At 74.0% G+C, this 23,315-nt stretch carries 22 protein-coding genes; 13 read left to right on the forward strand and 9 right to left on the reverse strand.

The window, feature by feature from the left end; translation table 11 throughout:
• Positions 1-29: 29 nt before the first annotated feature.
• The 8 genes from ACSTA4_RS16390 to ACSTA4_RS16425 all read left to right on the forward strand — a co-directional run bounded on the left by ACSTA4_RS16390 (position 30) and on the right by ACSTA4_RS16425 (position 8,674).
• Entirely contained in the window at positions 30-1,187 is a 1,158-nt protein-coding gene (locus ACSTA4_RS16390; protein WP_444960023.1) for an inositol-3-phosphate synthase, read from the forward strand.
• Positions 1,184-2,062, forward strand: coding sequence for an SCO3242 family prenyltransferase (locus ACSTA4_RS16395; RefSeq protein WP_444960024.1), 879 nt, complete (start codon positions 1,184-1,186; stop codon positions 2,060-2,062). Before ACSTA4_RS16390 ends, ACSTA4_RS16395 begins: the two co-directional genes overlap by 4 nt.
• Positions 2,059-2,913 (forward strand): sugar phosphate isomerase/epimerase family protein, encoded by an 855-nt coding sequence (locus ACSTA4_RS16400; protein WP_444960025.1) that lies wholly within the window; start codon positions 2,059-2,061, stop codon positions 2,911-2,913. Before ACSTA4_RS16395 ends, ACSTA4_RS16400 begins: the two co-directional genes overlap by 4 nt.
• On the forward strand, positions 2,910-3,587 hold the full coding sequence (locus ACSTA4_RS16405) for an EboA domain-containing protein (RefSeq protein WP_444960026.1): 678 nt from the start codon (positions 2,910-2,912) through the stop codon (positions 3,585-3,587). Before ACSTA4_RS16400 ends, ACSTA4_RS16405 begins: the two co-directional genes overlap by 4 nt.
• Positions 3,587-4,462, forward strand: coding sequence for a TatD family hydrolase (locus tag ACSTA4_RS16410; protein ID WP_444960027.1), 876 nt, complete (start codon positions 3,587-3,589; stop codon positions 4,460-4,462). The genes ACSTA4_RS16405 and ACSTA4_RS16410 overlap by 1 nt, the downstream gene beginning before the upstream one ends.
• A complete protein-coding gene (eboE, locus tag ACSTA4_RS16415; RefSeq protein WP_444960028.1) occupies positions 4,459-5,625 on the forward strand; it encodes a metabolite traffic protein EboE in 1,167 nt (388 codons plus the stop codon). Before ACSTA4_RS16410 ends, eboE begins: the two co-directional genes overlap by 4 nt.
• 26 nt (positions 5,626-5,651) lie before the next feature.
• Positions 5,652-7,055, forward strand: a complete 1,404-nt coding sequence (locus ACSTA4_RS16420) for an alkaline phosphatase family protein (protein WP_444960029.1) — start codon at positions 5,652-5,654, stop codon at positions 7,053-7,055.
• Positions 7,056-7,477: 422 nt separating this feature from the next.
• Positions 7,478-8,674 (forward strand): cation:proton antiporter domain-containing protein, encoded by a 1,197-nt coding sequence (locus ACSTA4_RS16425; RefSeq protein ID WP_444960030.1) that lies wholly within the window; start codon positions 7,478-7,480, stop codon positions 8,672-8,674.
• 265 nt (positions 8,675-8,939) lie between these two features.
• Here the strand turns inward: ACSTA4_RS16425 and ACSTA4_RS16430 are convergent, their stop codons facing one another.
• The 4 genes from ACSTA4_RS16430 to ACSTA4_RS16445 all read right to left on the reverse strand — a co-directional run bounded on the left by ACSTA4_RS16430 (position 8,940) and on the right by ACSTA4_RS16445 (position 13,771).
• Entirely contained in the window at positions 8,940-9,590 is a 651-nt protein-coding gene (locus ACSTA4_RS16430) for a class II aldolase/adducin family protein (protein WP_444960031.1), read from the reverse strand.
• Positions 9,587-10,837: a 3-oxo-tetronate kinase gene (otnK, locus tag ACSTA4_RS16435; protein ID WP_444960032.1), complete on the reverse strand. Its 1,251-nt coding sequence runs from the start codon at positions 10,835-10,837 to the stop codon at positions 9,587-9,589. The genes ACSTA4_RS16430 and otnK overlap by 4 nt, the downstream gene beginning before the upstream one ends.
• 138 nt (positions 10,838-10,975) lie before the next feature.
• A complete protein-coding gene (locus ACSTA4_RS16440; protein ID WP_444960033.1) occupies positions 10,976-12,382 on the reverse strand; it encodes a GntP family permease in 1,407 nt (468 codons plus the stop codon).
• Positions 12,383-12,400: 18 nt separating this feature from the next.
• A complete protein-coding gene (locus tag ACSTA4_RS16445) occupies positions 12,401-13,771 on the reverse strand; it encodes a homoserine dehydrogenase (RefSeq protein ID WP_444960034.1) in 1,371 nt (456 codons plus the stop codon).
• 166 nt (positions 13,772-13,937) lie between these two features.
• On the opposite strand from ACSTA4_RS16445, the gene ACSTA4_RS16450 reads away from it, so the two are divergent.
• The 3 genes from ACSTA4_RS16450 (at position 13,938) to ACSTA4_RS16460 (ending at position 17,088) form a co-directional block, all read left to right on the forward strand.
• A complete protein-coding gene (locus tag ACSTA4_RS16450) occupies positions 13,938-14,771 on the forward strand; it encodes a DeoR/GlpR family DNA-binding transcription regulator (protein WP_444960035.1) in 834 nt (277 codons plus the stop codon).
• Positions 14,772-15,205: 434 nt separating this feature from the next.
• Entirely contained in the window at positions 15,206-15,943 is a 738-nt protein-coding gene (locus tag ACSTA4_RS16455) for a sugar phosphate isomerase/epimerase family protein (RefSeq protein ID WP_248770693.1), read from the forward strand.
• A complete protein-coding gene (locus tag ACSTA4_RS16460; RefSeq protein WP_444960036.1) occupies positions 15,940-17,088 on the forward strand; it encodes a Gfo/Idh/MocA family protein in 1,149 nt (382 codons plus the stop codon). Before ACSTA4_RS16455 ends, ACSTA4_RS16460 begins: the two co-directional genes overlap by 4 nt.
• A gap of 140 nt (positions 17,089-17,228) precedes the next feature.
• Here the strand turns inward: ACSTA4_RS16460 and ACSTA4_RS16465 are convergent, their stop codons facing one another.
• The 3 genes from ACSTA4_RS16465 to ACSTA4_RS16475 form a co-directional block, all read right to left on the reverse strand.
• Positions 17,229-18,029 (reverse strand): TetR/AcrR family transcriptional regulator, encoded by an 801-nt coding sequence (locus tag ACSTA4_RS16465; protein WP_444960037.1) that lies wholly within the window; start codon positions 18,027-18,029, stop codon positions 17,229-17,231.
• Between the two features lie 157 nt (positions 18,030-18,186).
• Positions 18,187-18,717, reverse strand: coding sequence for a hypothetical protein (locus tag ACSTA4_RS16470; protein WP_444960038.1), 531 nt, complete (start codon positions 18,715-18,717; stop codon positions 18,187-18,189).
• Between the two features lie 899 nt (positions 18,718-19,616).
• The gene (locus ACSTA4_RS16475; protein WP_444960039.1) at positions 19,617-20,429 is read right to left on the reverse strand and encodes an alpha/beta fold hydrolase; all 813 of its coding nucleotides are present in this window, start codon (positions 20,427-20,429) and stop codon (positions 19,617-19,619) included.
• Between the two features lie 203 nt (positions 20,430-20,632).
• Between ACSTA4_RS16475 and rpsR the strand changes: the two genes are divergently transcribed.
• The gene (gene rpsR / locus ACSTA4_RS16480) at positions 20,633-20,890 is read left to right on the forward strand and encodes a 30S ribosomal protein S18 (RefSeq protein ID WP_444960040.1); all 258 of its coding nucleotides are present in this window, start codon (positions 20,633-20,635) and stop codon (positions 20,888-20,890) included.
• A gap of 46 nt (positions 20,891-20,936) precedes the next feature.
• Here the strand turns inward: rpsR and ACSTA4_RS16485 are convergent, their stop codons facing one another.
• Positions 20,937-21,236, reverse strand: coding sequence for a threonine dehydratase (locus ACSTA4_RS16485; RefSeq protein ID WP_444960041.1), 300 nt, complete (start codon positions 21,234-21,236; stop codon positions 20,937-20,939).
• A gap of 240 nt (positions 21,237-21,476) precedes the next feature.
• Here ACSTA4_RS16485 and ACSTA4_RS16490 point away from each other — a divergent pair, with 240 nt between their 5' ends.
• Positions 21,477-22,211: a class I SAM-dependent methyltransferase gene (locus ACSTA4_RS16490; protein ID WP_444960042.1), complete on the forward strand. Its 735-nt coding sequence runs from the start codon at positions 21,477-21,479 to the stop codon at positions 22,209-22,211.
• A gap of 30 nt (positions 22,212-22,241) precedes the next feature.
• Here the strand turns inward: ACSTA4_RS16490 and ACSTA4_RS16495 are convergent, their stop codons facing one another.
• Positions 22,242-23,291 carry a LacI family DNA-binding transcriptional regulator gene (locus ACSTA4_RS16495; protein ID WP_308211664.1) on the reverse strand — a complete coding sequence of 350 codons (1,050 nt, stop codon included), beginning with the start codon at positions 23,289-23,291 and terminating at the stop codon, positions 22,242-22,244.
• Positions 23,292-23,315 lie beyond the last annotated feature (24 nt).

The following is a 23,315-nucleotide window of genomic DNA, read 5'->3' on the forward strand; positions in this document are numbered from 1 at the left end:
ACCCGGAGGCACGCGGAGGGGAGCATGCGTTGACGCGAGTCGGAGTATGGCTGATCGGGGCGCGGGGGTCGGTGGCGACCACCGCCGTCCTGGGAGCCCTGGCGGTGCGGTCCGGGGCGTCGGGGCGTACGGGGTGCGTGACCGAGCGCCCCGAGTTCGCCCCGGCGCGCCTGCCCGGGATCGGCGACCTGGTCTTCGGCGGCCACGACGTCTCCGAGATCCGCCTGTGCGAGAACGCCGAGCGGCTGGCCCGGGTGGGGGTGCTGCCCGCGCACCTGCCGCCGGCCTTCGCCGACGAACTGGACCGGACCGAGCACCGTCTGCGCCGGGGCCTGCACGCCGCCACCGCCGGGGTGGGGCGCCGCGACGTGGACCGCCTGGAGGCGGACCTGCGCGAGTTCGCCGAACGGGAGGCGCTCGAACGCGTCGTGGTGGTGGACCTGTCCAGCACCGAGCCCCGGCCCGAACCGCACGCCGAGCACACCGACGCCGACGCCCTGGAGGCGGCCCTGGACGCCGGGACCGCGCGGATCCCGGCCAGCTCCGCGTACGCCTACGCGGCCCTGCGGGCGGGCTGCGCGTTCGTGGAGTTCACGCCCAACACCGGGCCCCGGCTGCCCGCCCTGGCGCGGCTCGCCGAGCGCTCGGGCGTGCCGTGGGCCGGATGCGACGGCAAGACCGGGGAGACCCTGGTCAAGAGCGCGCTCGCGCCGATGTTCGCCGCCCGGGCGCTGCACGTGCGCTCGTGGTCCTCGCTCAACCTGCTCGGCGGCGGCGACGGCGCCACCCTGGCCGACCCGGCCAACGCCGAGAGCAAGCTCGCGTCCAAGTCGCGGGGTCTGGAGCACATGCTGGGCCACGGCCCGGACGGGCCCCTGCACATCGACTACGTCCCCGACCTGGGCGACGCCAAGGTCGCCTGGGACCACGTCTCGTTCGAGGGGTTCCTGGGGGCGCGGATGACCCTGCAGTTCACCTGGTCGGGCTACGACTCCGCGCTGGCCGCGCCCCTGGTGCTGGACCTGGCGCGGCTGACCGCCCACGCCCACCGGCGGGGCCGGGTGGGCCCCCTGCCGGAGCTGGCGTTCTTCTTCAAGGACCCCGTGGGCACCCGCGAACACGGCCTGGCCGAACAGTGGCGGGCCCTGACGTCCTGGTGCGCGGCACCGGAGGAGGAGGCCGAGTGAGAGCGCGCGACCTGGCGAGGCTGGTGCGCCTGCCCGCGGCGCTGAGCGTTCCCGGCGACACCCTGGCCGGTGCCGCGGCGGCGGGGGGCCTGCGCGGGCCCGGGGCCTGGGCGCTGCCCGCCGCCTCGGTCTGCCTGTACTGGGCGGGCATGGCCCTCAACGACTACGCCGACCGGGATGTGGACGCGGTCGAGCGGCCCGAACGCCCCATCCCCTCCGGGGCGGTGCGCCCCGGCGAGGCCCTGGCGGTCGCCGCGGGGCTGACCGCGACGGGCGTGGGCCTGGCCGCGGCGGCGGGCGGACGCCGGGCGGCGGGGGTGGGCACGGCCCTGGCCGCCACCGTGTGGGGCTACGACCTCCTCCTCAAGAGGACGCCCCTGGCCCCGCTGGGCATGGCGGCGGCCCGGGGGCTGGACGTGCTGCTGGGCGCGGGCGCGCGCCCCGCCGACGCGGCCAGGCCCGCGCTGGCGCTGGCCGTCCACACGCTCGGGGTGACCGCCCTGAGCCGGGGCGAGGTGCACGGGACGCGGCCCCGCGTGGCGGCGGGGGCGCTGCTGTGCACCCTGGCCAGTGCCGCGCTCGCCGCAGCGCCCGCCCGGCCCCTGCCCGGACGAGCGGCGGGCGACGCCTCGGCCAGGGCCCTGGCGGGGGCTCTCGCGGGGGTCTTCGCGCTGGGGGTGGGGTCCGCGCAGGCCAGGGCGCTGGTCGAACCCGAGGCGCACCACGCGCGCGCGGCGACGGGCGCGGGTATCCGGGGGATGATCCCGCTCCAGGCGGCCCTGCTGGCCGGGTACGGCGCGCCGGACGCGGCGTGCGCGCTCGCCGTCGGCGCACCCGTGGCGGCGCGGGCGTCCAAGGCGGTGTCGTTCACATGAGGTTCGGATACGGCACCAACGGCTTCTGGGACCACCGGCTGGACGACGCGCTCGCCGTCATCGCCGACCTCGGCTACGAGGGGGTGGGGCTGACGCTGGACCACCCGCACCTGGACCCCTTCGCGCCGGACGCCTTCGCGCGCACCGCCCGCATCGGCCGGCGGCTGTCCGAACTGGGACTGGCGGTGGTCGTGGAGACCGGCGCCCGCTACCTGATGGACCCGCGCCGCAAGCACGAGCCCACCCTGGTCTCCGACGAGGGCGCCGAACTGCGGGTGGACCTGTTGCGCCGCGCGGTGCGCGTCGCCGACGACCTGGGGGCCGAGGCCGTCTCCTTCTGGTCGGGCATCCTCCCGGCGGGGGTGAGCAGGGAGCAGGGCTGGTCGCGGCTGACCTCGGGCGTGGAGCGGGTCCTGGGCACCGCCGAAGACCTGGGCGTGGACTGCGCGTTCGAGCCCGAGCCCGGCATGTTCGCCGAACGGGTGGCCGACGCGCTGGAGCTGCGCGAGCGGCTCGGCGGTCCGCCGCGCCTGCGGGTGACGGTGGACGTCGGGCACGGCGTGTGCAACGAGCCGGACGGCCCCGAGGGCGCGGTCCGGCGGGCCGGGGCCCTGATCGCCAACGTCCAGCTGGACGACATGCGGCCGGGCGTGCACGAGCACCTGGAGTTCGGTGAGGGCGAGATCGACCTGCCCGGGGTCCTGGGTGCCCTGGAGGAGGTCGGCTACCGGGGCCTGGCGTCGGTGGAGCTGCCCCGCCACGGGCACGCCGCCCCCCTGGTGGCCGAGCGGTCGATCCGCGCGCTCACGCGGGCGCTGGCCGATTCTCGTGCGCGGAGGGCGGAGGTGTGAGCGGGGAGTACGCCTTCCTGGACACGGACGCGGCGCGCGGGGCGCTGGCCTCCCAGGTCGGGCAGGTGCGCGAGCGGCCCGCGCGGATCGCCGTGCTCTTCCCCGCGGCGGCCAGGAGCGTGGCGCGCGGGGCCGGTCCGTCGGGCGACCCCGACGGGGTGGCCGGGCCGACCCTGGAGGACATAGCGCGCGTGGAGCTGCTGTCCGCGCTGGCCGGGGCCCTGGCCCCGCCGGAGCTGGCCCGCGAGGTCCGCGACCTGTACCACCACGGTGACGCGGGTGAGCGGCGCGCCGTCCTGCGCGGCCTGGACGCGCTCGACGTGCGCGGCCGGGGCCGGGAGGAGGTGGCCGGTGCGGCGCGCGAGCTGCTGGCCGACGCGATGCGCGCCAACGACACCCGGCTGGTCGCGGCGGCGGCCGCCAGCGCGGCGACGGCCCTGCTCGACGCCGACTCCTGGCGCCAGGGAATCCTCAAGTGCCTGTTCACCGGGGTGCCGCTGGGGTCGGCGGCCGGGCTGCCCGACCGCGCCGACGAGGAGCTGGCGCGCATGTGCGCCGACCACGCCGAGGAACGGGTCCTGGCGGGGCGGCCGGTCCCCGACGACGTCCACCTCGTGCTGCGGCACTTCCCCGGGCAGGCCGCCCGCCTGGACACCCACCGAACGGAGGCGTGATGCGTATCTTCGACCCGCACATCCACATGACCTCGCGCACCACCGACGACTACGAGGCGATGTACGCCGCCGGGGTGCGGGCGGTGGTCGAGCCGTCGTTCTGGCTGGGCCAGCCCCGGACCGGCGTGGGCTCGTTCCGCGACTACTTCGACGGCCTCGTGGGCTGGGAGCGGTTCCGGGCCGAGCGGTTCGGGATCCGCCACCACTGCACGATCGCGCTCAACCCCAAGGAGGCCAACGACCCCCACCTGTCGGGGGTGCTGGACCTGCTTCCCCGCTACCTGGCCAAGGACGGCGTGGTGGCGGTCGGCGAGGTGGGCTTCGACTCCGGCACCGCCGAGGAGGAGAGGGCCTTCCGCCACCAGCTGGAGCTGGCCGGGGAGTTCGGGCTGCCCGTCCTGGTGCACACCCCGCACCGCGACAAGGCGGCCGGGACCCGCCGCACCCTCCGGCTGGTCGCCGAGTCGGGGATCGCGCCCGAGCGGGTGCTCGTGGACCACCTCAACGAGGCCACCGTGGCCATGGTGCACGAGTCGGGGTGCACGCTGGGCTTCTCCATCTACCCCGACACCAAGATGAGCCCGGAGCGCATGGTGCGCGTCCTGTCGGAGTGGGGCCCGGAGCGGATGGTGGTCAACTCGGCCGCCGACTGGGGCCGCAGCGACCCGCTCGCCACCCTGCGCACCGGCGAGGCCATGCTCGCCGCGGGCTTCACCGAACGCGACGTCGAACGCGTGCTGTGGGACAACCCCGTGGAGTTCTACGGCCGCAGCGGACGCCTGCTGCTGGACGACGTGCACGGGGCCGACCGCACCGCGACCTACTCGGGGAACTCGGTACTGCGCGGCGAGCGCGCGGGCGGAGGTGCCGCGTGAGGCTGCGCCACCCCGACGGAACGGTCGTCCACCTCGCCTACTGCACCAACGTGCACCCCGCCGAGGACCTGGACGGCGTCCTGCGCCAGATCCGCGTCCACGGCGGCGGCGTGCGCGAGGCCCTGGGCGCGGACCGGCTCGGCCTGGGCCTGTGGCTGCCCGCCCCGCTGGCCCGGGAGCTGGCGGCGGACCCGCGCCTGACCGACCGGCTGCGCGCGGAACTGGGAGCCGCCGGGCTGGAGACGGTGACCCTCAACGCCTTCCCCTACACCGGGTTCCACGCGCCCGTGGTCAAGCGGGCCGTGTACCTCCCCGACTGGACCGACCGGGCCCGGCTGGACTACACGGTGGACTGCGCCCGGGTGCTGGCCCGGCTGCTGCCCGACGACGCCGCGCGCGGCAGCGTCTCCACCCTGCCCCTGGCCTGGCGCGAACCGTGGGACCCCGGCCGCCTGTCCGCCGCCCGCGCGCACCTGGCCGAACTCTCCGACGCCCTGGAGGACCTGGCACGGCAAGGACGCCCGGTGCGGGTGGGGCTGGAGCCCGAACCCGGGTGCGTCGTCGAGACCACCCGGGACGCGGCCCGCCTGCTCGGGGACCCGCCGCCGCACCTGGGCGTGTGCCTGGACACCTGCCACCTGGCGACGGCCTTCGAGGAGCCGGAGGCGGCCCTGGACCGGCTCTCCGGCGCGGGCCTGCCCGTGGTCAAGACGCAGGCGTCGGCGGCCGTGGAGGTCCCCGACCCCGCCGACCCGGCCGCGCGCGAGGCCCTCGCCGCCTTCACCGAGGACCGCTTCCTGCACCAGACGCGCGCGCACGGCCGGGACGGGGCGCGGCAGGGCCGCGACGACCTGGACGAGGCCCTGGGCGGCGCCGACCCCCTGCCCGACGGCGCACCCTGGCGCACCCACTTCCACGTGCCCCTGCACGCGCCCGCCGCCACCCCGCTGCGCGGGACCAACGAGCACCTCACCCGCACCCTCGAATGCCTCCTGGGGCCCGGCGGCGCGCGCACCGACCACGTGGAGGTGGAGACCTACACCTGGTCGGTGCTGCCGAAGGAGCGGCGCCCCGCCGACGACAAGGGGCTCGCCGAGGGCATCGCGGCCGAGGTGGCCTGGGCGCGCGACCGGCTGACCGACCTGGGCCTGACCCTGCTCTGACCCCCGCGAAACGAAGGGACACCCCCATGCCGACGGAGGAACCGCGCCTGCTCGTGGTCGACGCGGTCGGGCTCACGCCCCGGCTGCTGCGGTACGCGCCCCGGCTGCGCGCCGTGGCCGACCAGGGCTGGCAGGCCCCGCTGGAGACCGTCCTGCCCGCCGTGACCTGCACCGTCCAGTCCACGTTCCTGACCGGCCGGACCCCCGCCGGGCACGGTGCCGTCGGCAACGGCTGGTACTTCCGTGACCTGGGCGAGGTGTACCTGTGGCGCCAGCACAACCGCCTGGTCCAGGGTGAGAAGGTGTGGGAGACCGCCCGGCGCCACCGGCCGGGTTTTCGCACCGCGAACGTGTGCTGGTGGTACGCCATGGGCGCCACCACCGACTGGACCGTCACGCCCAGGCCGGTCTACCACGCCGACGGGCGCAAGTCCCCCGACTGCTACACCCGGCCGCCCTCCCTCCACGACGAGCTGACCGCGGAGCTGGGGCCCTTCCCGCTCTTCCAGTACTGGGGGCCGACCGCGTCGCTGCGCTCCACCGAGTGGATCGTGGCCGCGACCCGCAGGCTGATGCCGCGGGCCGACCTGACCCTGTGCTACGTCCCCCACCTGGACTACGACCTGCAAAGGTACGGGCCCGACTCGGAGGAGGCCCGCCGTGCGGTGGGCGACATGGACGCGGCCCTGGCGCCCCTGCTGGACGACGCCGAGCGCTCGGGCACGGCCGTGATGGTCCTGAGCGAGTACGGCATCACCCCCGCCGACAGGCCCGTGCACGTCAACCGGGTGCTGCGCGAGGCCGGGCTGCTGGAGGTGTACACCCAGCACGGGATGGAGTACCTGGACCCGTGGGAGTCGCGCGCCTTCGCGGTGGCCGACCACCAGTGCGCCCACGTCTACGTCCGCGACCCCGGCGACGTGCCCGCGGTCGCCCGCCTCCTGGCCGGTGTGGAGGGGGTGGACCTGGTCCTGGACCGCGACGGGCAGGCCGGGCACGGGCTGGACCACGAACGCTCCGGCGAGCTGGTCCTCGTGGCCGACCCGGGCGCCTGGTTCACCTACTACTACTGGCTGCGCGACACGGCGGCGCCGGACTTCGCGCGGGGCGTGGACATCCACCGCAAGCCGGGCTACGACCCCGCCGAACTCTTCCTGGACCCCGCCGACCGGCTGGTCAGAGCGCGCGCGGCGGCCAACCTCGCCCGCAAGAAGGTCGGCCTGCGCTACGCCATGAACGTGGTCCCGCTCGACCCGGGCTGTGTGCGCGGCACCCACGGGCGCGCGCACGCCGACCCCGAGGACGGTCCCCTGGTGCTGTGCTCCGACCCCGGCTCCGCCCGGGAACGCGTCGCGGCCACCGAGGTCCGCGACCTCATACTCGGTCTCGCCGGTGTGCCGGCACCGGCGGGGCCGTCCCCTTCCCTCTGATGCGGTCACCGCAAGGGACCACCGGCCCGCCCCCTTCACGGTGATCTCGTACTCGTAGCGGGGTTCGGCGCTCCGGACCCGCTACGGGTACGAGATCACCGCGGGTCGGAACCCCCGTGCCGCACCGGCAACGTCTTCGGCCAGTCCGACGGGGCCGCGTCCGGCCAGCCGGAGGCGGACGAGCGCGGGACGGATGCGGCGGTCCCGGTGCCGCCGAGGCGCAAGCCCCCTGGGAGGCGGAGCACGCCGGGGACGTCCGCGGCGCCCGGTCCGGACGGAGCTCCCCGTCGCGCGGAAACCGGTCCGCGGCGCCCCGGTCCGGATGCGGCGTGAAGGCGCGCGCGGCGGCTACCCTGCTCCGGCGGAGGTGTCGACGCACCGCCTCCGCGACCGGCACGGACACGAGGTGAAGAAGGAGGTCCATGGACCCGCTCCCCCTGGCGTACGCGGCCGTCGGCACGCTCAGCGTGCTCCTCGCACTGTTCAGCGACCGCTTCCGGGAACTGCCCCTGAGCGAGCCGCTCCTCGCCCTGCTGCTCGGCGCGGCCCTGGGCCCCTGCGCGCTCGGCCTGCTGACGCTGTCCGCCGAGACGCGGGACACCCTCCTCCTGGAGGGAACCCGCCTCCTGCTGGCGGCCTCGGTCATGACGGCCGCGCTGCGGTTCCCGGTGACCTCGCTGCGCGGGCTGGTGGCCCCGCTGGCGCTGCTGCTGTGCGTCGCCATGCCGGTCGCGGCGGCCGTGACCGGCGCCGCGGCGCTGCTGCTCGGCCTTCCCCTGGCCCTGTCGGCGCTGGTGGGCGCCTGCCTGTGCCCCACCGACCCGGTGCTCGCCGCGTCGGTGGTGACCGGGAAGCCCGCCCGGCGCGACCTGTCCGAACGCCTGCGCAAGCTCCTCACCGGGGAGAGCGGGGCCAACGACGGGCTCGCCCTGGCCCTGGTCGGAGTCGCGGTGGCCGCCGCACTGCCCTCCGCCGGTCCCGTCGACGTGGCGGGACGCCTGGCGTGGGAGGTCCTGGGGTCCGTGGTCCTGGGTGTGCTCCTGGGAGCGGCCGCGGGAAAGGCGATGGAGGCGGCCACCCGCCACCGGGAGCTGGAGGACGGGCCCGCGCTCGTCTTCACACTGCTGCTCGCCGTCGCCGTGCTCGGGGCGGCCCGGCTGATCGGGGTGGGCGGTGTGCTCGCCGTCTTCGTCGCGGGGCTGGCCTACAACCGGACGGTGCGCAGGGGGGAGCGCGGCCCGCAGCAGAACATCGACGAGGCGGTCAACCGCTACCTGGCCCTGCCCGTGTTCGTCCTGCTGGGCGCGGTCCTGCCGTGGCGGGAGTGGGTCGGCTTCGGACCGGCCGCGCTCGCCTTCGTGCTGGCCGTCCTGCTGTTGCGCCGTCCGCCCGCGCTGATGGCCCTGACGCGGCCCCTGGGGCTGCGTCCGCGCGACGCGGCCTTCGCCGGGTGGTTCGGCCCGATGGGCGTCAGCGCGCTCTTCTACGCGGCGCACTCGGTCCACGAGGGCGTGCACGACCCGCGCCTGTTCGCCGCCGTCACGCTGGCGGTCACGGCCAGCGTGGTCGCGCACGGTGTCACCGCCTCGCCCCTGCGCCGGGTGTACGCCCGCCGCTAGGCAGTGTTTTTTTGGACCTCCGCTTCGCTTCGGTCCGTGTTCGGGCGCCCGGAGCACGGGAACCTTCGGTGTCTCCGGCGGGTTCGCTCGTTCCTCACGAACCCGCCTCCGCCACCTCCAGAACCCCGTGGGCGCCCGAACCAACCCCCACAAGCTGAGACCGGTTCAAAAAACAGACCCTAGCCGCTCCACCGGGGACGCCGCCCGCCCCGTCGTCGGGGACGGGGCGGGCGGGGAGGGCGGGAAGGTCACCCCCGACGCGGAGTCACAGGTCCCATTCGGTGCCGTAGCGCCCGGTCAGCTCGCGCACGTCCTCGGGCGAGAGCACGGAGAACTCGCTCCCCCGCAGCGACACGACGATGCGCGAGGCCTCCTCCAGCTCGACGGCGCCGTCCAGGGCTGCCGCCGGACCGGCGGCGGCCACGATCGAACCGTGGTTGGCCAGCAGGGCCGCGCGGAACCGCCCGGGCAGGCGGGAGAGGTTGTCGGCGAGCCGGTCGCTGCCCGGAGCCGCGTAGGGCACCAGGGGCGCCTGGCCGACCCGCATGACCAGGTAGGGCGTGACGGGCGGCAGCGCGGAGGCCTCCGACCAGGCGGGCAGGCACGAGGCCGCGCAGGCGTGCGGCGAGTGCAGGTGGACGACGGCGCCCGCGTCCGCGACCCGCCGGTACATCGCCTGGTGGAGCGGGAACTCCTTGGAGGGGGGCGGACCGGCGACGTGCTCGCCCGCCGCGTCCAGGACGGACAGGCCCTCGGGGTCGAGGTCGCGCAGGGAGACCCCCGTGGGGCTCATCAGGGTCAGTTCCCCGGCCCGCGCGGACACGTTGCCCGAGGCGCCGGGGCTGAGCCCCAGTTCGACGGCGCGGCGTCCGACCGCGCACAGCTCCCGGGCCGCCTCTCGCGCTTCGCGGTTCACTTGTCCCCCTCCCAGGCGCGGACGAACAGGTCCTCGCGGCCGAAGTTGCCGGACTTGAGCATGAGCTGGACGTCCTCGCCGTCGCTGTGTCCGAGCGTCCACGCGACGCCCGGGTCGATCTCGGGTCCCAGCGCGAGCGAGGCCACGCCCAGGCGCCGTACGACGGCTCCGCTCGTCTCGCCGCCCGCGACCAGGAGCGCGCGCACTCCCGCGGCGACCAGGCGTGCGGCGATCTCGGCCAGCGCCTCCTCGATGAGCGGCGCGTCGGCGGTGTCCACGACGTGTTCGGGTGCGGCGGTCGCGTACACCACGAACGGGGACGCGCCGCCCTCCAGGGCGCGCTCCACGGCCAGCGACACCGCCGCCCCGAAGTCCCGGCGCAGGTCGGACGGGAGCAGGTGGTGTCCCCCGCCGTGGGCGAGGGCGTGGCGCACCTGGCCCTGGGTCGCCCGCGAGGCGCTGCCCGAGAGCACGACGCGCGGCCCCGGGGGCGGGGTGAGCGGCAGGTGGCCGGTCCCGTGGGGGCCGGTGAGCCCCTGGGCCAGGGCGCTGCCGCCGGTCAGCAGGCGCAGGTCCCGCGTCGCGTCGGCGAGCGTGCGCAGGTCGGCGTCGGTCAGGGCGTCCACGACCACGAACCGGGCCCCCTCCGCGCTGGCGGACGCGATGGCGCCGCGCACCGCGTCGGCCCCTCGGGCGACCACCGGCCAGGGCACCAGTGCGACGTCGTCCGCGCCGCCGCTGACCTGGGGGGCGAGCAGGCGCGGGAGGCTGGAGTCGGTCATGGGCGTGAGCGGATGGTGGCGCATCGGGGACTCGTCGAGGGGGTCGTCCCCCACGAAGAGGTGGCCGCGGTAGACGGTGCGCCCGTTGGCGGGGAAGGCGGGTGCGACGACCGTGACCTCCTCGCCGAGGGCGTCGAGGACCGCCTCCGCGACCGGGCCGATGTTGCCGTCCGGGGTGGAGTCGAAGGTGGAGCAGTACTTGAGGTAGAACCGCTCGCACCCCGCGCTCCGCAGCCGGGCGAGGGCGTCCAGCGAGGCCGCGACCGCCGCGTCGGCGGGTGTGGTGCGCGACTTCAGGGCCACGACGACGGCGTCGGCCCCCTCCGCCGCGGCGGCGACGGGGTCGGCGCCGCCGGGGTCCCGCGTGTCCAGGACGACCGTGGTCCGGTGGCCGGAAGCGGTGAGGGCGATCGCGACGTCGGTCGCTCCGGTGAGGTCGTCGGCGATCACGCCGAGGGTCGCCATGTGAGGTACTCCCTGTGGTCGGGGCGGGTCGGTCGGGCAGGGGGTCCGGCGCACTGTGCGGCCCGGTGGCCGGGTGCGCCGGAACCCCCCTGTGGGACGGGCGGGCCGAAGTGGAGCGGAGGCCCGAAGGAACACTGGTCAGACGACGCCGGTCGCGATCATGACGTTGAGCACGAGGAACCCGGTGACGCCCGAGAGGAACGAGGCGACGCCGATCGACCGGATGCCCTGGCCCACCGTCATGTTGGACAGCGTGGTGGTGACCCAGAACCCGGACGAGTTCGCGTGCTTCATGATCTGGGCGCCGGTCGCGCAGGCCAGGTACACCACGATCGGCGCCAGGCCGAGGTCGTCCATCAGGGGCTGCATGATGGCCGCCGAGGTCATCACGCCCAGGATGTTGGAGCCGGTGATCGTGCAGACCGCCGCGCCGACGAGGAAGGGGATGACGACCGGTGACATGCCGGTGCCCTCGATGCTCGCGGCGACGTTCTCGGCCACGCCGGTCTCCCGGATGATGGTGGCCAGCGCTCCGCCGACGCCGGTCAGGGCCAGGGGCATCGCGGCGATGCGAAGCCCCGCCTCGAACAGGTCGTTGAGGGTGGCTTTGTCCTTCCAGCGCCCGCGGAACAGCGGCAGGGCCAGCAGGCAGGAGAGGAAGAGCGCCACCGTCGGCTCGCCGACGAACAGGACGGCCTCGGTGAACCAGGCCCCCTCCGGGAGCACCGGACCGGCCAGGGAGGCGACGATGATGAGGACGATGGGGGCCAGGATCGGCACCAGGGAGCCGAACAGGCCCACGTTGGCGGGGGCCGCGGCGCCGCCGGAGGCGGTCTTGGGGCCGGTGCCGTCGGAGATCCCCGGGGCGCCGGCGGAGGGGGTGCCCGAGCCGCCCGCGCCCGCCAGGTGTTCGACGAACTCCGGCTTGGGCGGCACGTAGGTCTTGATGAAGGACAGGTAGACCGTCGCGGCGATGACGCCGGGGACGCCCACCATCAGGCCGTAGAGGATGGCCTCGCCCATGCTGACGCCGAGCAGCGACGCCGACGCGAGCGGGCCGGGGCCGGGCGGGACGACCGAGGTCATGATGTAGGCGCCGAGGTAGAGGATCGGGCCGAGCTTCATCATCGACATGCCCGTGCGGTAGGCCAGGGCGGAGACGATCGGGATGAGCATGACGACCGCGGTGTCGGCGATGAGGGGGATGCCCAGCACGGTCGAGGCCAGGGCGATCGCCCAGGGCACCCTCTTCTCCGCGAACAGGCTCAGGGCGGTCTCGGTGATCTTGGTGGCCGCGCCGCTCAGTTCGAGCATCCTGCCGAGCACGCAGCCGAAGACGACCAGAAGGCCGACGTCGGCGAGGGTGCCGCCGAAGCCCTCGGTGACCAGGCCGATGGTCTCGGTGCCGCCCATGCCCAGGACCAGGCCGAGCGCCACGACCACCATGAACAGCGTGGCCACGGGGTGGACCTTGAAGCGGGCGATGAGCAGTACGAGTACCGCGATGGCGGTGAGGAACGCCAACAGGGTGTAGATGTCCGACATGTCAGTTGGTCCGATCGTTCACAGGTGCGTGCGGGCGTGGCGCCAGGCGTCCAGGAGGGGGGCGCTGGCGTCTGCCAGGTCGTCCAGGCGCACCAGTGCGCCCGCCGCGACGTCGCGGCCCAGGGTGGCGTGGGCCGCCAGGTAGAGCGGTGCGACGTCGTCGGGGGCGTCGGCCGTGTCCAGCAGGACGGGGGCCACTCCCTGGACGTCGTGGTGGTGTCCGCCCATGTCCAGCCTGGTCCCGGCGGGGAGGTCGCGCCGGGCGCGCCCGGCCAGGACCGCGTGCGGGGCCGGGTGCCGGGGGGTCACCGCGCGGCGGCGGTCCACGGCGTCCAGCAGGCTCAGCGGGGTCTCCACACCCATGAGGTGGTAGGGCAGGTACAGGCAGGCGTAGCGCCCCGAACGCGAGACCACGTGGCCCTTCTGCGCGAGCAGTGCCCAGGAGACGGGGTCGCCGGTGCGGACGACGGCGAAGACCCCTCCGGCGAAGGAGGCCTCCCCGGGCAGGCGGAGCACGCTGAAGACGTCCACGGCGCCGGACCGGGAGAGGATTCCGCCGTCCTCGGCGAGGGAGTAGACGTCGGCGAGTTCGGCGACGCGCGCGACGGGGTAGTGCAGCGCCTCGGTGTCGGGCACCAGGCCCGTGTGGTTGGCGACGACCCCCATCTCGCAGTAGTCGGCGGCGGCCGAGCGCGACAGGCCCGCCACCGCGCGGGCGCGGGCGGCGAGCGTGGCGGGCACGTCCTCGCCCAGGGTGAGCAGACCGGCCAGGCCGGGGGCGTCGACCTCCTGGTCGAGCTGGCGCACGCGGCCCGTGTCCGGGTCGAAGACCAGGTCGTACTCGCCCGACTTGCCGATCGCGACGACGTCCAGGCCCAGCAGGCGGGTCCGCTCGTACCACTCGATGAGGTTGGCGGGCTGGTCGCCGATCCCGGGGGTGTAGACCACGCCCCGTTCCCGGGCGAGGTCGGCCAGCGCGATCCCGGAGACGGAGTCGACCTCCTTGGAGACCATGACCACGTGGCGTCCGGCCGCGATGGCGGTGCGCGCGGCCCGGGTGCCCGCCTCGGGGCTGCCGGTGGCCTCGACGAGCACGTCGTAGTCGGCGTGTTCGAGGAGGCCGGCGTCGGCGATCACCGCGATCCGCCCGTCGGCCAGCGCGGCCACCTCGTCCGCGCTGGAGCACACCGTCAGCGCGTCGGCGGGGTAGCCGAGCTCGGCGCACAGCGCGATCGTCCCCTCGGTGTCCAGGTCGCACAGGACCGAGGGCCGCAGCCGCTCCATCCGCGGGGTCTGGGCGAGCAGGGTGCGCGCGAAACCGCCGCGGGCTCCGGTGAGCGCGTAGCGCACGGGCGGTGGCGGCGCCGTGGTGGCGTCGGTGGCTTGCATGGGTTCTCCTTCTTCCGGCCTCGCGAGGGGCACGTGTGTGCCAGGCCGCTACGGCAACGCGCCATGTTTAACACCAGCGGAACATTAGAGTCAACAATTATCACGACTGGTACCATCTGAGAACACTCGTTACCATGATGCCCATGAGCGGAACCGAGGGAGAGCGATGATTCCGGCGCAACGGCGTGAGCTGCTCGTGCGGGAGTTGCGCGGTACGGGCGTGCTGAGCGTGAAGGAGCTGTGCGAGATCCTCGACGTCTCGCACATGACGGTGCGCCGCGACATCATGACGCTGGAGGAGGAGGGCCGAGTCCGCTCGGTGCCCGGCGGCGTCGAACTGGTCTCGCAGGTGCGCTCGGAGCCCTCCTACCGCGACAAGTCGCGGGTGGACGTGGCCGAGAAGCGGGCGATGGCCCGCGCGGCGGCGGCCCTGGTCGGCGAGGGGCAGACCGTCTACCTGGACGCGGGCACGACGCTGGGCCATCTGGTGCCGTCGCTGTGGAGCGTCACCGGCCTCACCGTCATCACCAACGACATCACCACCGCCGCCTCCCTCACCGACCACCCCGACGTGACCCTGTTCCTCATCGGCGGGCAGATCGACCGCGAGAACCGCTCCTCGGTCGGCGACATCGCGGCCGCCACCATCGAGGAGTTCAACATCGACGTCGCCTTCGTCTCGACGAGTTCGTGGGACCTGAGCCGGGGCACCACCACGCCCTCGCGCGCGAAGGTCGCGGTCAAGCGCGCGGCCATGGCGGCGGCCTCGACGTCGGTGCTGGTCGCCGGGGCCGACAAGTACGGGGCCTTCGGCACGTTCAAGGTCGCCGCGCTCACGAGCTTCGCCTCGGTGATCACCGACGACCGCCTCGCCGAGTCCTCCGTGCGCGCGATCCGGGAGCTGGGCGTGGGCCTGGAGGTCGTCACGCCCCAGCGGGAGGCCGACGAGGAGGCGGAGGCCCCTACCGCCTGTCCCCCGCTCCGCCGGGAGTTTCCGTAAACCGGGCGCGCGTGCGCGTGACCGGGGGCGCCTGAGCCGAAGCAGGCGGAGCCCCGGGCTCTGGACCCCCGCGTGCGCGTGGCCGGGTCGGCCCCCGCCGCGCCGGGGCGCCGCCCGGCCCTTCGGCATGCCCTCCGGTCCTCCTGCGCGCTGTGGCGCGCCCGCCCGTGTGCCGCGTGCCGTTCACGTGCCCGGATCGTGGGCCCGGACCGTGCGCGCCAATCGTGTAACCGGACCGTGCTCCCCGATCGTGGGCCTGGAGCGTGCGCTCAGATCGTGGACCCCGATCGTGGGCTCAGATCGTGCGCCCGGAAAAACCCTGGACAAAAATCTTCCAATGTAAGAATCTGGGTGCGCGGCCCCGCCCCGCACCCTCGGGGGCGTGCCGCGATGTGAGCGACAGGGCGATGCCCGAGCGAACGAAGGAGCCCCCCGTGCCGACAACATCCGTGCAGCTGTACTCGGTCCGTGACGAACTCGCCGACGGCCTGGAGAGCGCCGTGGCACGCCTGGCCGAGATCGGGTTCGCCCATGTGGAGCCGTACGCGTTCCACCTGGACACCGAGGAGTACCGGCGCGTGTTCGCCGCGACGGGCGTCACCGCGCCCTCCGGCCACGCCCCCGTGATCGACGCCCAGACCCCCGAGGCGGTCTTCGACGCCGCCGCCGAACTGGGCATCGCGACGGTCATCGACCCGCTGGTCCCGGCCGAGCGGTGGCAGACCGCCGACCAGGTGGCCGGACTGGCCGAGCGCGTGAACCGGCTGGCGGAGCTGGCCGCCGAGCGGGGCCTGGAGTTCGGCTACCACAACCACGCCTGGGAGCTGAGCACCCGCATCGGCGACAGGCACGCGCTGGAGGTGTTCGTGGAGCACCTGGAGCCGCGGGTCGTGCTGGAGGTGGACACCTACTGGGCGGGGGTCGGCGGCGCCGACGCCGCCGCGCTGCTGCGGGCCTTCGGTGACCGGGTGCGGCTGATCCACGTCAAGGACGGCACCCTGGACGGCGACGTGACGCGGCAGCGGCCCGCGGGCGAGGGCGAGGTCGACGTCCGCGCGGTCCTGGAGGCCGCGCCGCGGGCGATCCGCGTGGTCGAGTTCGACGCCTACGCGGGCGACGTGTTCGACGGCATCGCGCGGTCGCTGGCCTGGCTCGGGGAGAACGACCGATGACGCGCACCGGGACCGGGGCTGCCGGGGCCAGCGGGGTCGCCGGGGCTGCCGGGGCTGCCGGGGTCGGCGTCATCGGCGCGGGCAACATCTCGACCCAGTACCTGGAGAACCTGACCCGGTTCCCCGACGTCGAGGTTCGCTTCATCGCGGACCTGGACCTGGCGCGCGCCGCCGCGCAGGCCGACGCGTACGGTGTTCCGGCGTCCGGGACCGTGGCGGAGCTGCTGGCGCGCGAGGATGTCGAGGTCGTGGTCAACCTGACCGTCCCGGCCGTGCACACCGAGGTCGGGCACCAGATCCTCGACGCGGGCAAGCACGTGTGGAGTGAGAAGCCCATCGCCCTGGACCACGACGCGGCCGCCGCGCTGCTGGCCAGGGCCGGGGAGGAGGGGCTGCGGGTCGCCTGCGCGCCGGACACGGTGCTGGGGGCGGGGACGCAGACCGCGCTGCGCGCGATCGCCCGCGGCGACATCGGGGAGCCGCTGACCGCGACCACGATGTTCCACGTGCCCGGGCCCGAGTCCTGGCACCCGGACCCGGACTTCCTCTTCGCCCACGGGGCGGGGCCCCTGTTCGACATGGGCCCGTACTACGTCACCGCGCTCGTGCACGTCTTCGGCGCCGCGACCCGGGTGCAGGCCGTGGCCTCCACCGGCCGCGCGACCCGCACGATCGCGAGCGGCCCCCGGGCGGGCCAGGTGTTCGAGGTGCAGGTGCCGACGCACCACGCCGCGCTGGTGGAGTTCGGCCCGGGCCGCTCCGCCCAGTCCACGTTCTCGTTCCAGCACGCGCTGCACAGGGCGGGAATGGTGGAGGTCAACGGCACCGAGGGCACGATCGTCCTGCCCGACCCCAACACGTTCGGCGGGGACACCACCCTGTGGCGGTACGACCGGGAAGAGCCGGTCACCATGCCCGCCGAGGGGCCCGTGTACGGGCGCGGGGCCGGGGTCGTCGACCTGGTCCGCGCGGTACGCGCGGGCAGGACCGAACGGGCGTCGGGGGCCGTGGCCTCGCACGTGCTCGACGTGCTGCTGGGCATCCGCGACGCGGCGGCCGGCGGAACGCCGGTGGAGATCACCTCCGTGGTGGAGCCGGTGGCTCCGCTTCCGCAGGGGTGGGACCCGGCCAGCCCGACGCTCTAGTCAGCACGGGCCTGACATGGAGGGCCCCGGGCGCCGTCACCGTTCGCGTGCGGTGACGGCGCCCGGGGCGCGTTCACGGGGTTTGGGCCGACGCCCCGCCACCGGTCCCGCCGCTCTCGGTCCCGGCGCCCGGGGCGCGTTTACAGCGTCTGGGCCGACGGGTCTCCCCCGGTCGTGTCGGTTCCGGTCTCGTCGGCTCCGGTTCCGTCGGCTCCGGTTCCGTCGGCTCCGGTTCCGTCGGCTCCGGCGTCGCTGTCCCCGGCCCTGTCGGCCCCGGTCCCGGCGCCCTCTCCCCCGCCGGGCAGCAGCCGTTCCAGGACCTGGAGCGAGCGGTAGACGTCCACTTCCCGCGGGTCGAGCAGCCACTGCAACTGCAACCCGTCGGACGCGGCGATCACCAGGGCCGCCGCGTCGTCGGGGTCGATGTCGGCCGCGATCTCGCCGGAGCGCTGACCGGCGCGGACGCGCTCGGCGATGTCGGCGCGCAGCGCCCGGAACCGTGCCCGGACGAACTCCCGCGTCGCGGGGTGCCGCTGCTCCTGCAACGCGTCCGTGGTCAGTGTCGCGTACAGCTCGACCAGGCCGGGGATGGAGCGGTTGCGCTCCGCGCTGCGCTCCATGACCGCGACCGCGGAGACGGTGTCCGCATCCGAGGGCTCGCACCCCGTCGCCTCGTGTTCGCGGTAGACCTCCACCAGGAGCTCGTCGCGGGAGGCGAAGTAGTAGCGCAGCGCCGCGTGGGACACCCCGATGGCCTCGCCGATCGCCCGTAGCGACGCGCCCACCCCGTGCTCGGCGAACACCTCGATCGCGCGCGACAGGATCTGTGACCGCCGCTTCTCGGCCTTCCGGTACGTCCGGCCGGAAGCACCCGCACCGCCCGCGCCAGCCGCGCCATTCGCGCTGTCCGCGCCGTCCGCACCACCCGCGCCACCGTTCACCACGCCCTCCTTCGACCCGGACCGCACGGTCGGCCGCCGCTGACGCGCGGCGGGACCGGTGCGGTTCTCTCCCTCGTGGACGCCTACCAGTGTGTCGGCATCGGCGCCGCGGCTCGTCCGTGACCGGGTCCGGGAGCCGGTCGGGATCACCGCCGGTTCAGGGGAGAGCGGACGCCAGGCCCAGGGTCAACAGCGGGGGTGCGATCAGCGCCACGACGCGGACGACGGCTCCCGCGGCGGAGGAGAAGGTGACCGCCAGGCAGGCCCGGTGGACGAGGTAGCCGAACAGGCCGATGAACAGGGAGATGGCGATGATGAAGGCGTCGGGGCCCTCGGTGATCATCATGGACGCGGGGAGGCAGGCGTAGAGCAGGGCCGCGACCGCGGAGGGGGCGGCCTTCGTGGCACGGAGCGTGGGGGTCCTGCGGCCGGACGCGCGCCCGTGCTCGCACGCGCACCTGCGGTTGGACTCGCGTCTGCTGCCGGACGCGCGCCTGCGCTCCAGGAGGAAGGCGATCAGGCCGGGAAGCGTGGTGACCGTGAGAAGGACGGCGTAGGCAGTCGTGAGCACGGTGAGGAGGAACCCGGGGGTGACGCCGTCCGCGATCGAAAAGGGCATCAGGAGGATCAGGAAGGCGTGGATGCCGCCGCCGGAGGCGATCCTGGAGACCGCTTCGGCAGCGGTCATCGCGTGTGCGGGCTCGGAATCCGGGCCGGGGCTCGGGTTCGCTTTCGGGTTCGAGTTCGAGTTCGAGTTCGAGGGCCTGGACGTGCTACGGAACGAGTACGGCAGGGGGTGCGCGTTCTCAGGGGGTTTCGACCGCGGAGCCATACCGACATCCCACCACGCCGGAATCCGCTGTCACCTCCGGCCCCTGCGGTGGGAGCAGGGCGCAGTTGGGGGCTTGTTCCCGTCCCATCAGGGCTCGTCCTCCTCCTGTGGGGGTTCGGGACAGATGGAAGTCCCCCTTCAACCCCCCAGGGCTCGGGACCGCTGGAAGTCCCCTTCAACCCCCTGGAGCTGAGCATGACAGGAGACCCGATAACCCCCCTGAACTTGCTGACGCAGGAACGCTCTACAACGTGCGGACCCCCTACGACGCGCGGTCACGCGCGGGGCTTCATGGTCGCTCTTGGCCGGAACCGTATACCCCCGTTCACGGATGGCTGAGGGAGATTCCCGGTGGGCGTTCCCACCAGCGACCTCCCGAACCCCTTCGTGACGCCCACCAGACACCTCGAACGACCGGCGTGCAGGGATCTCCTTCGGCAAGTTCGCTGGGCGAACTTGCTCTCAGTCGGTCCCCGCCCCCAGCACTGGACCTTGGAGTCAGAACCCACCACGACCACCCACCCCCCAGGGGCGGATGGGGAACCCGCAACCTCTACGGGTGCCTGGTCGCCGTCACCGGCACGCCCTACGCCAACCCCCCAGGGGTGAACGGCCACAGGACGTTCCACCCCAACCCCCTACGGCGCACTGCCGCTGTGCGCTCTACGGGCGGGTGGTTCGGCTTCGCGAAGGGCTCAACCCTCGGGGGCGAACGGCTACAGGATGTTCTACGCCGATCCCCTTGACGGAGCCGGTCAGAAGCCCTCGACGCGGGCTAGGAAGCGCAGCAGCCCCGCGTTGAAGGCGCCCGGCCGCTCCATGTTCACGGCGTGCCCGGCCTCGCGCACCACGGCCGCACCGGCGCGCGGGTTGGGCTTGGCGGCGGCCGCGGCGTGCTCGGCGGGCCACAGCTCGCTCTCGGCCCCGGCCACGAACAGGGCGGACACGTCCAGCCCGGCGACCGCGTCGCGCCAGTCGCGCCGGGCGTGGTCGCCCAGCAGTTCCAGCTCAGCCGGGGTGAGCTCGCGGTCGGTGCCGCGCATCGCGCGCAGCGTCCTGAGCAGGCGCACGCCGCGCCGCCACAGGGGCGTGCCGTGGCCGGTGGCGGGGATGCCGTCGGCGAAGTAGGTGTCGGCGTTGCCCTCGTCGTAGCCGTAGAAGCCGTAGGGCCAGTCCGCGGTGTTGAGCATCTTCGGCGTCTGGTCCACCGACACCGCGCCCGACAGGCGACCGGTGCCGTGCTTGGAGGTGTACGCCCAGACGGTGTTGGCTCCCATCGAGCCGCCGACGAGCACGACGCCCTCCAGGTCCAGCCGCTCCAGGAGGGCGTGGACGCAGTCGCCGCGCCGGTCCATGGTCATGCCCGGGGGCAGGGGTCCCGCGGCGCCGTGGCCGGGCAGGTCCACGGCGAGGACCCGGTATCCGGCGTCCGTGAGCGCGGGGACCTGGTGGCACCAGGAGGTCGCGGGGGCCTTGAACCCGGCCAAGAGGACGACCGGGCGCCCCCGGGAGTCACCGTGTTCGGTGTACTCGATGCCAAGCCCGTCGTCCGTGGTGATCAGCGTCATCGCCCCTCCCGAAATCCGGGGCCATCCTCGCACACGCCCCCGGGGGCTCCGAGGTCCGGGAGCGTGTAGGATTTTGGGAACGATAATCGTTTTCAGTCACCACGGGCGGCGGTGGAGAGGAGGAGGACGCGTACCCGCGGCCCGGCAGAGAGGGCGCGCACGGACCGTGCACCCTCGGGAATGCGAATCTCAGAAAGGTGAACATGCCCTCTTCAGCACACCGCCCGGGTAAGCGCAAGCCCACGCGGAGTTTCGCCAATCCGCTGGGAGATATGGACTACATCGACTACAAGGACACCACTCTTCTGCGCAAGTTCATCTCCGAGAAGGGGAAGATCCGCAGTCGCAGGGTCACGCGGGTGACCGCACGCCAGCAGCGGCTGATCGCGGCGGCGGTCAAGAACGCGCGCGAGATGGCCCTGCTGCCCTACCCGTCCAACACTCCGACGCACAGGTCCTGAGGACCCGCCGAACCCGTCCGGGAACCCCCCGGACGGGCCGTCGCGGTCAGGAGTGCTCGTCCCAGTGACCGTCGTGCTCGCGGTGCAGGTGACCGTCGTGGACGTAGTCCACGTGGTCCTCGTGCGGCACGGCCACGTGCCCGCAGCCGTGACCGTGCTCGTGCGCGTGCCCCTCGTGGACGGTGTGGCCCCGCGCGGAGCACTCGTCCCAGTGACCCTCGTGCTCATGGTGCAGGTGACCCTCGTGGACGTAGTCCACGTGGCCCTGGTGCGGCACGGCCACGTGCCCGCAGCCATGACCGTGCTCGTGCGCGTGCCCCTCGTGGACGGAATGCTGTGTGGCCATCTCTCCCCCTCGAAAACGACCGGCGGAAAAAGCGGGAACACATCCAGGACTATTCGATCAACGATCGCGCATCAAGCGCAGCCGGGGCGGTGCACGGAGAATTTATCCGCCTCCCATAGGAATTTCACACCGGGCCCCGGAGAAATGATTGTGCTTTTCATTTCCGCCGCAGCGGCGGGGACTACTAGGGCTCGGCAATGATTATCATTTCCTTGACCCACCACGACGAGGAGGCACCCCATGCCTGAGTACGACGATCCCTACGCCCGCTCCGGGCAGTACCTGGACCTGATGATCGCCGGATGGTGGGAACACCACCGGGAGGTCCTGACCGAGGCACTGGCCTCCCTGCCCGGGGATTCCGGCCCCGTCGTGGACGCGGGTGCGGGCGGCGGCCACGGAACCCGGCTCATCGCCGCGGCCCTGCCCACGGCCCGCGTCCTGGCCGTGGAGCCCTCCCTCCTGCTGCGGACGGTGCTGCTCTCCCGGATCGCCGACGACCCCGGTCTGCGGGAGAGGGTGACCGTGGACGGTGACGACCTGCTCTCGGCCCACCTGCCCGACCGGATCGGCGGCATGGTGATGGCCAACCTCATCGGCCACTTCAGCCCCCACGAGCGCGACCGCCTGTGGGAGGACCTGGCTCCGCGACTGGCCCCGGGGGCCTTCGTCCTGCTCAACCTCGCCGCCCCGCTGCGGCCCGAACACGTGGAGCGGGCGCGGATGAGCGAGGTCAGCGTCGGCGCCCGATCCTACGTCGGCTGGGCCGCCGCCGAACCCAGCGGACCCGAACAGGTCGAGTGGCACATGACCTACGAGGTCCACGAGCGGGACCGGGTCCTGGCCCGTGACGAGGTCCACTACGACTGGTGGACGCTCACCGAGGACGCGCTGCGCGCCGAGACCGAGCCCCACCGCCTGCGGGTCCTGCCCCACGGCCCCGCCGGGGCCGGACTGTACAAACTCCTCGCGTAGAACCGACCGCGGCCCCGCCGAGCGCCGCGCTCAGGAGGCGGGCGGCGGGGCGCTGCTGCGTCTGACCACCAGGTCGGTGGCCAGGTCCAGGCGCAGGTTGGCGGGGGTGCCGCCGCGCGCCAGGGTGAGCGCCATCCGGGTCGCCTCCTCGGCCATCTCGGTGAGCGGCTGGCGCACGGTGGTCAGCGGCGGCCCCATCCAGCGGGCCACCGGCAGGTCGTCGTAGCCGACCACGCTCAGGTCCTCGGGGATGCGCACGCCCAGCTCGCGGGCGGCCTCGTACAGGCCCATGGCCTGGAGGTCGTTGCCCGCGAAGACGGCCGTGGGCGGGTCGTCCAGCCGGAGCAGCTCCCGGCCCCGGTCGCGCCCGCTCTCCACGTGGAAGTCGCCGTAGCGCACGAGCGCGGGGTCGGCCGTCAGCCCGGCCGAGTCCAGCGCGGAGGCGTAGCCGTCGATGCGGGCCTTGCTGCACAGCACGTGCCGGGGCCCGCCGATGACGCCGATGCGCCGGTGGCCGAGCTCGATGAGGTGGCGGGTGGCGACCAGGCCGCCGTTCCAGTTGGCCGAGCCCACCGAGGGCATGTCCGGTCCCGGGTCCCCCGCCGGGTCCACCACGACGAAGGGGATGCCGCGCGCGGTCAGGCGGGTGCGCTGTTCGGGCGCCAGGTCGGAGAAGACCAGGATGACGGCGGTGGACTGGCGGGCGAGCACGGCGTCGACCCAGTCGTCGCGGGGGGTCTGGGCGCCCCCGGACTCGGTCAGTACGACGCTGAGCCCCTCCGAGCGCGCCACGCTCTCCACGCCCCGGATGACCTCGACCGCCCAGGCGCTGTCGAGTTCGTGGAAGACCAGGTCGACCATGGAGGAACGGCCTCCGCCCGGACCCCGGCGTCGCCGGTAGCCGTGGCGGCGAATCAGCTCCTCCACGCGTGCGCGGGTCTCGCTGGCCACGTCGGCGCGTCCGTTCAGCACCTTCGAGACCGTCGGCACCGATACGCCTGCGGCTTCCGCAATTTTCGAGATGGTGACCGGCTCCGAAAGGGTGTTTCGGGCGGAGTCGGGGGTCGGGTCTGCGCTCACGACGCCTGATCCTACGCGGTCATG

It is taken from the genome of Nocardiopsis sp. M1B1, from assembly GCF_052466615.1.

What these genes read in the sequence shown, in the direction of transcription:
- ACSTA4_RS16400 (WP_444960025.1), top strand. Translation starts at nt 2,059, where the DNA reads ATGAGGTTCGGATACGGCACCAACGGCTTCTGGGACCACCGGCTGGAC.
- ACSTA4_RS16410 (WP_444960027.1), top strand. Translation starts at nt 3,587, where the DNA reads ATGCGTATCTTCGACCCGCACATCCACATGACCTCGCGCACCACCGAC.
- ACSTA4_RS16420 (WP_444960029.1), top strand. Translation starts at nt 5,652, where the DNA reads ATGCCGACGGAGGAACCGCGCCTGCTCGTGGTCGACGCGGTCGGGCTC.
- ACSTA4_RS16425 (WP_444960030.1), top strand. Translation starts at nt 7,478, where the DNA reads ATGGACCCGCTCCCCCTGGCGTACGCGGCCGTCGGCACGCTCAGCGTG.
- otnK (WP_444960032.1), bottom strand. Translation starts at nt 10,837, where the DNA reads ATGGCGACCCTCGGCGTGATCGCCGACGACCTCACCGGAGCGACCGAC.
- ACSTA4_RS16440 (WP_444960033.1), bottom strand. Translation starts at nt 12,382, where the DNA reads ATGTCGGACATCTACACCCTGTTGGCGTTCCTCACCGCCATCGCGGTA.
- ACSTA4_RS16445 (WP_444960034.1), bottom strand. Translation starts at nt 13,771, where the DNA reads ATGCAAGCCACCGACGCCACCACGGCGCCGCCACCGCCCGTGCGCTAC.
- ACSTA4_RS16450 (WP_444960035.1), top strand. Translation starts at nt 13,938, where the DNA reads ATGATTCCGGCGCAACGGCGTGAGCTGCTCGTGCGGGAGTTGCGCGGT.
- ACSTA4_RS16460 (WP_444960036.1), top strand. Translation starts at nt 15,940, where the DNA reads ATGACGCGCACCGGGACCGGGGCTGCCGGGGCCAGCGGGGTCGCCGGG.
- ACSTA4_RS16470 (WP_444960038.1), bottom strand. Translation starts at nt 18,717, where the DNA reads ATGACCGCTGCCGAAGCGGTCTCCAGGATCGCCTCCGGCGGCGGCATC.
- ACSTA4_RS16475 (WP_444960039.1), bottom strand. Translation starts at nt 20,429, where the DNA reads ATGACGCTGATCACCACGGACGACGGGCTTGGCATCGAGTACACCGAA.
- rpsR (WP_444960040.1), top strand. Translation starts at nt 20,633, where the DNA reads ATGCCCTCTTCAGCACACCGCCCGGGTAAGCGCAAGCCCACGCGGAGT.
- ACSTA4_RS16485 (WP_444960041.1), bottom strand. Translation starts at nt 21,236, where the DNA reads ATGGCCACACAGCATTCCGTCCACGAGGGGCACGCGCACGAGCACGGT.
- ACSTA4_RS16490 (WP_444960042.1), top strand. Translation starts at nt 21,477, where the DNA reads ATGCCTGAGTACGACGATCCCTACGCCCGCTCCGGGCAGTACCTGGAC.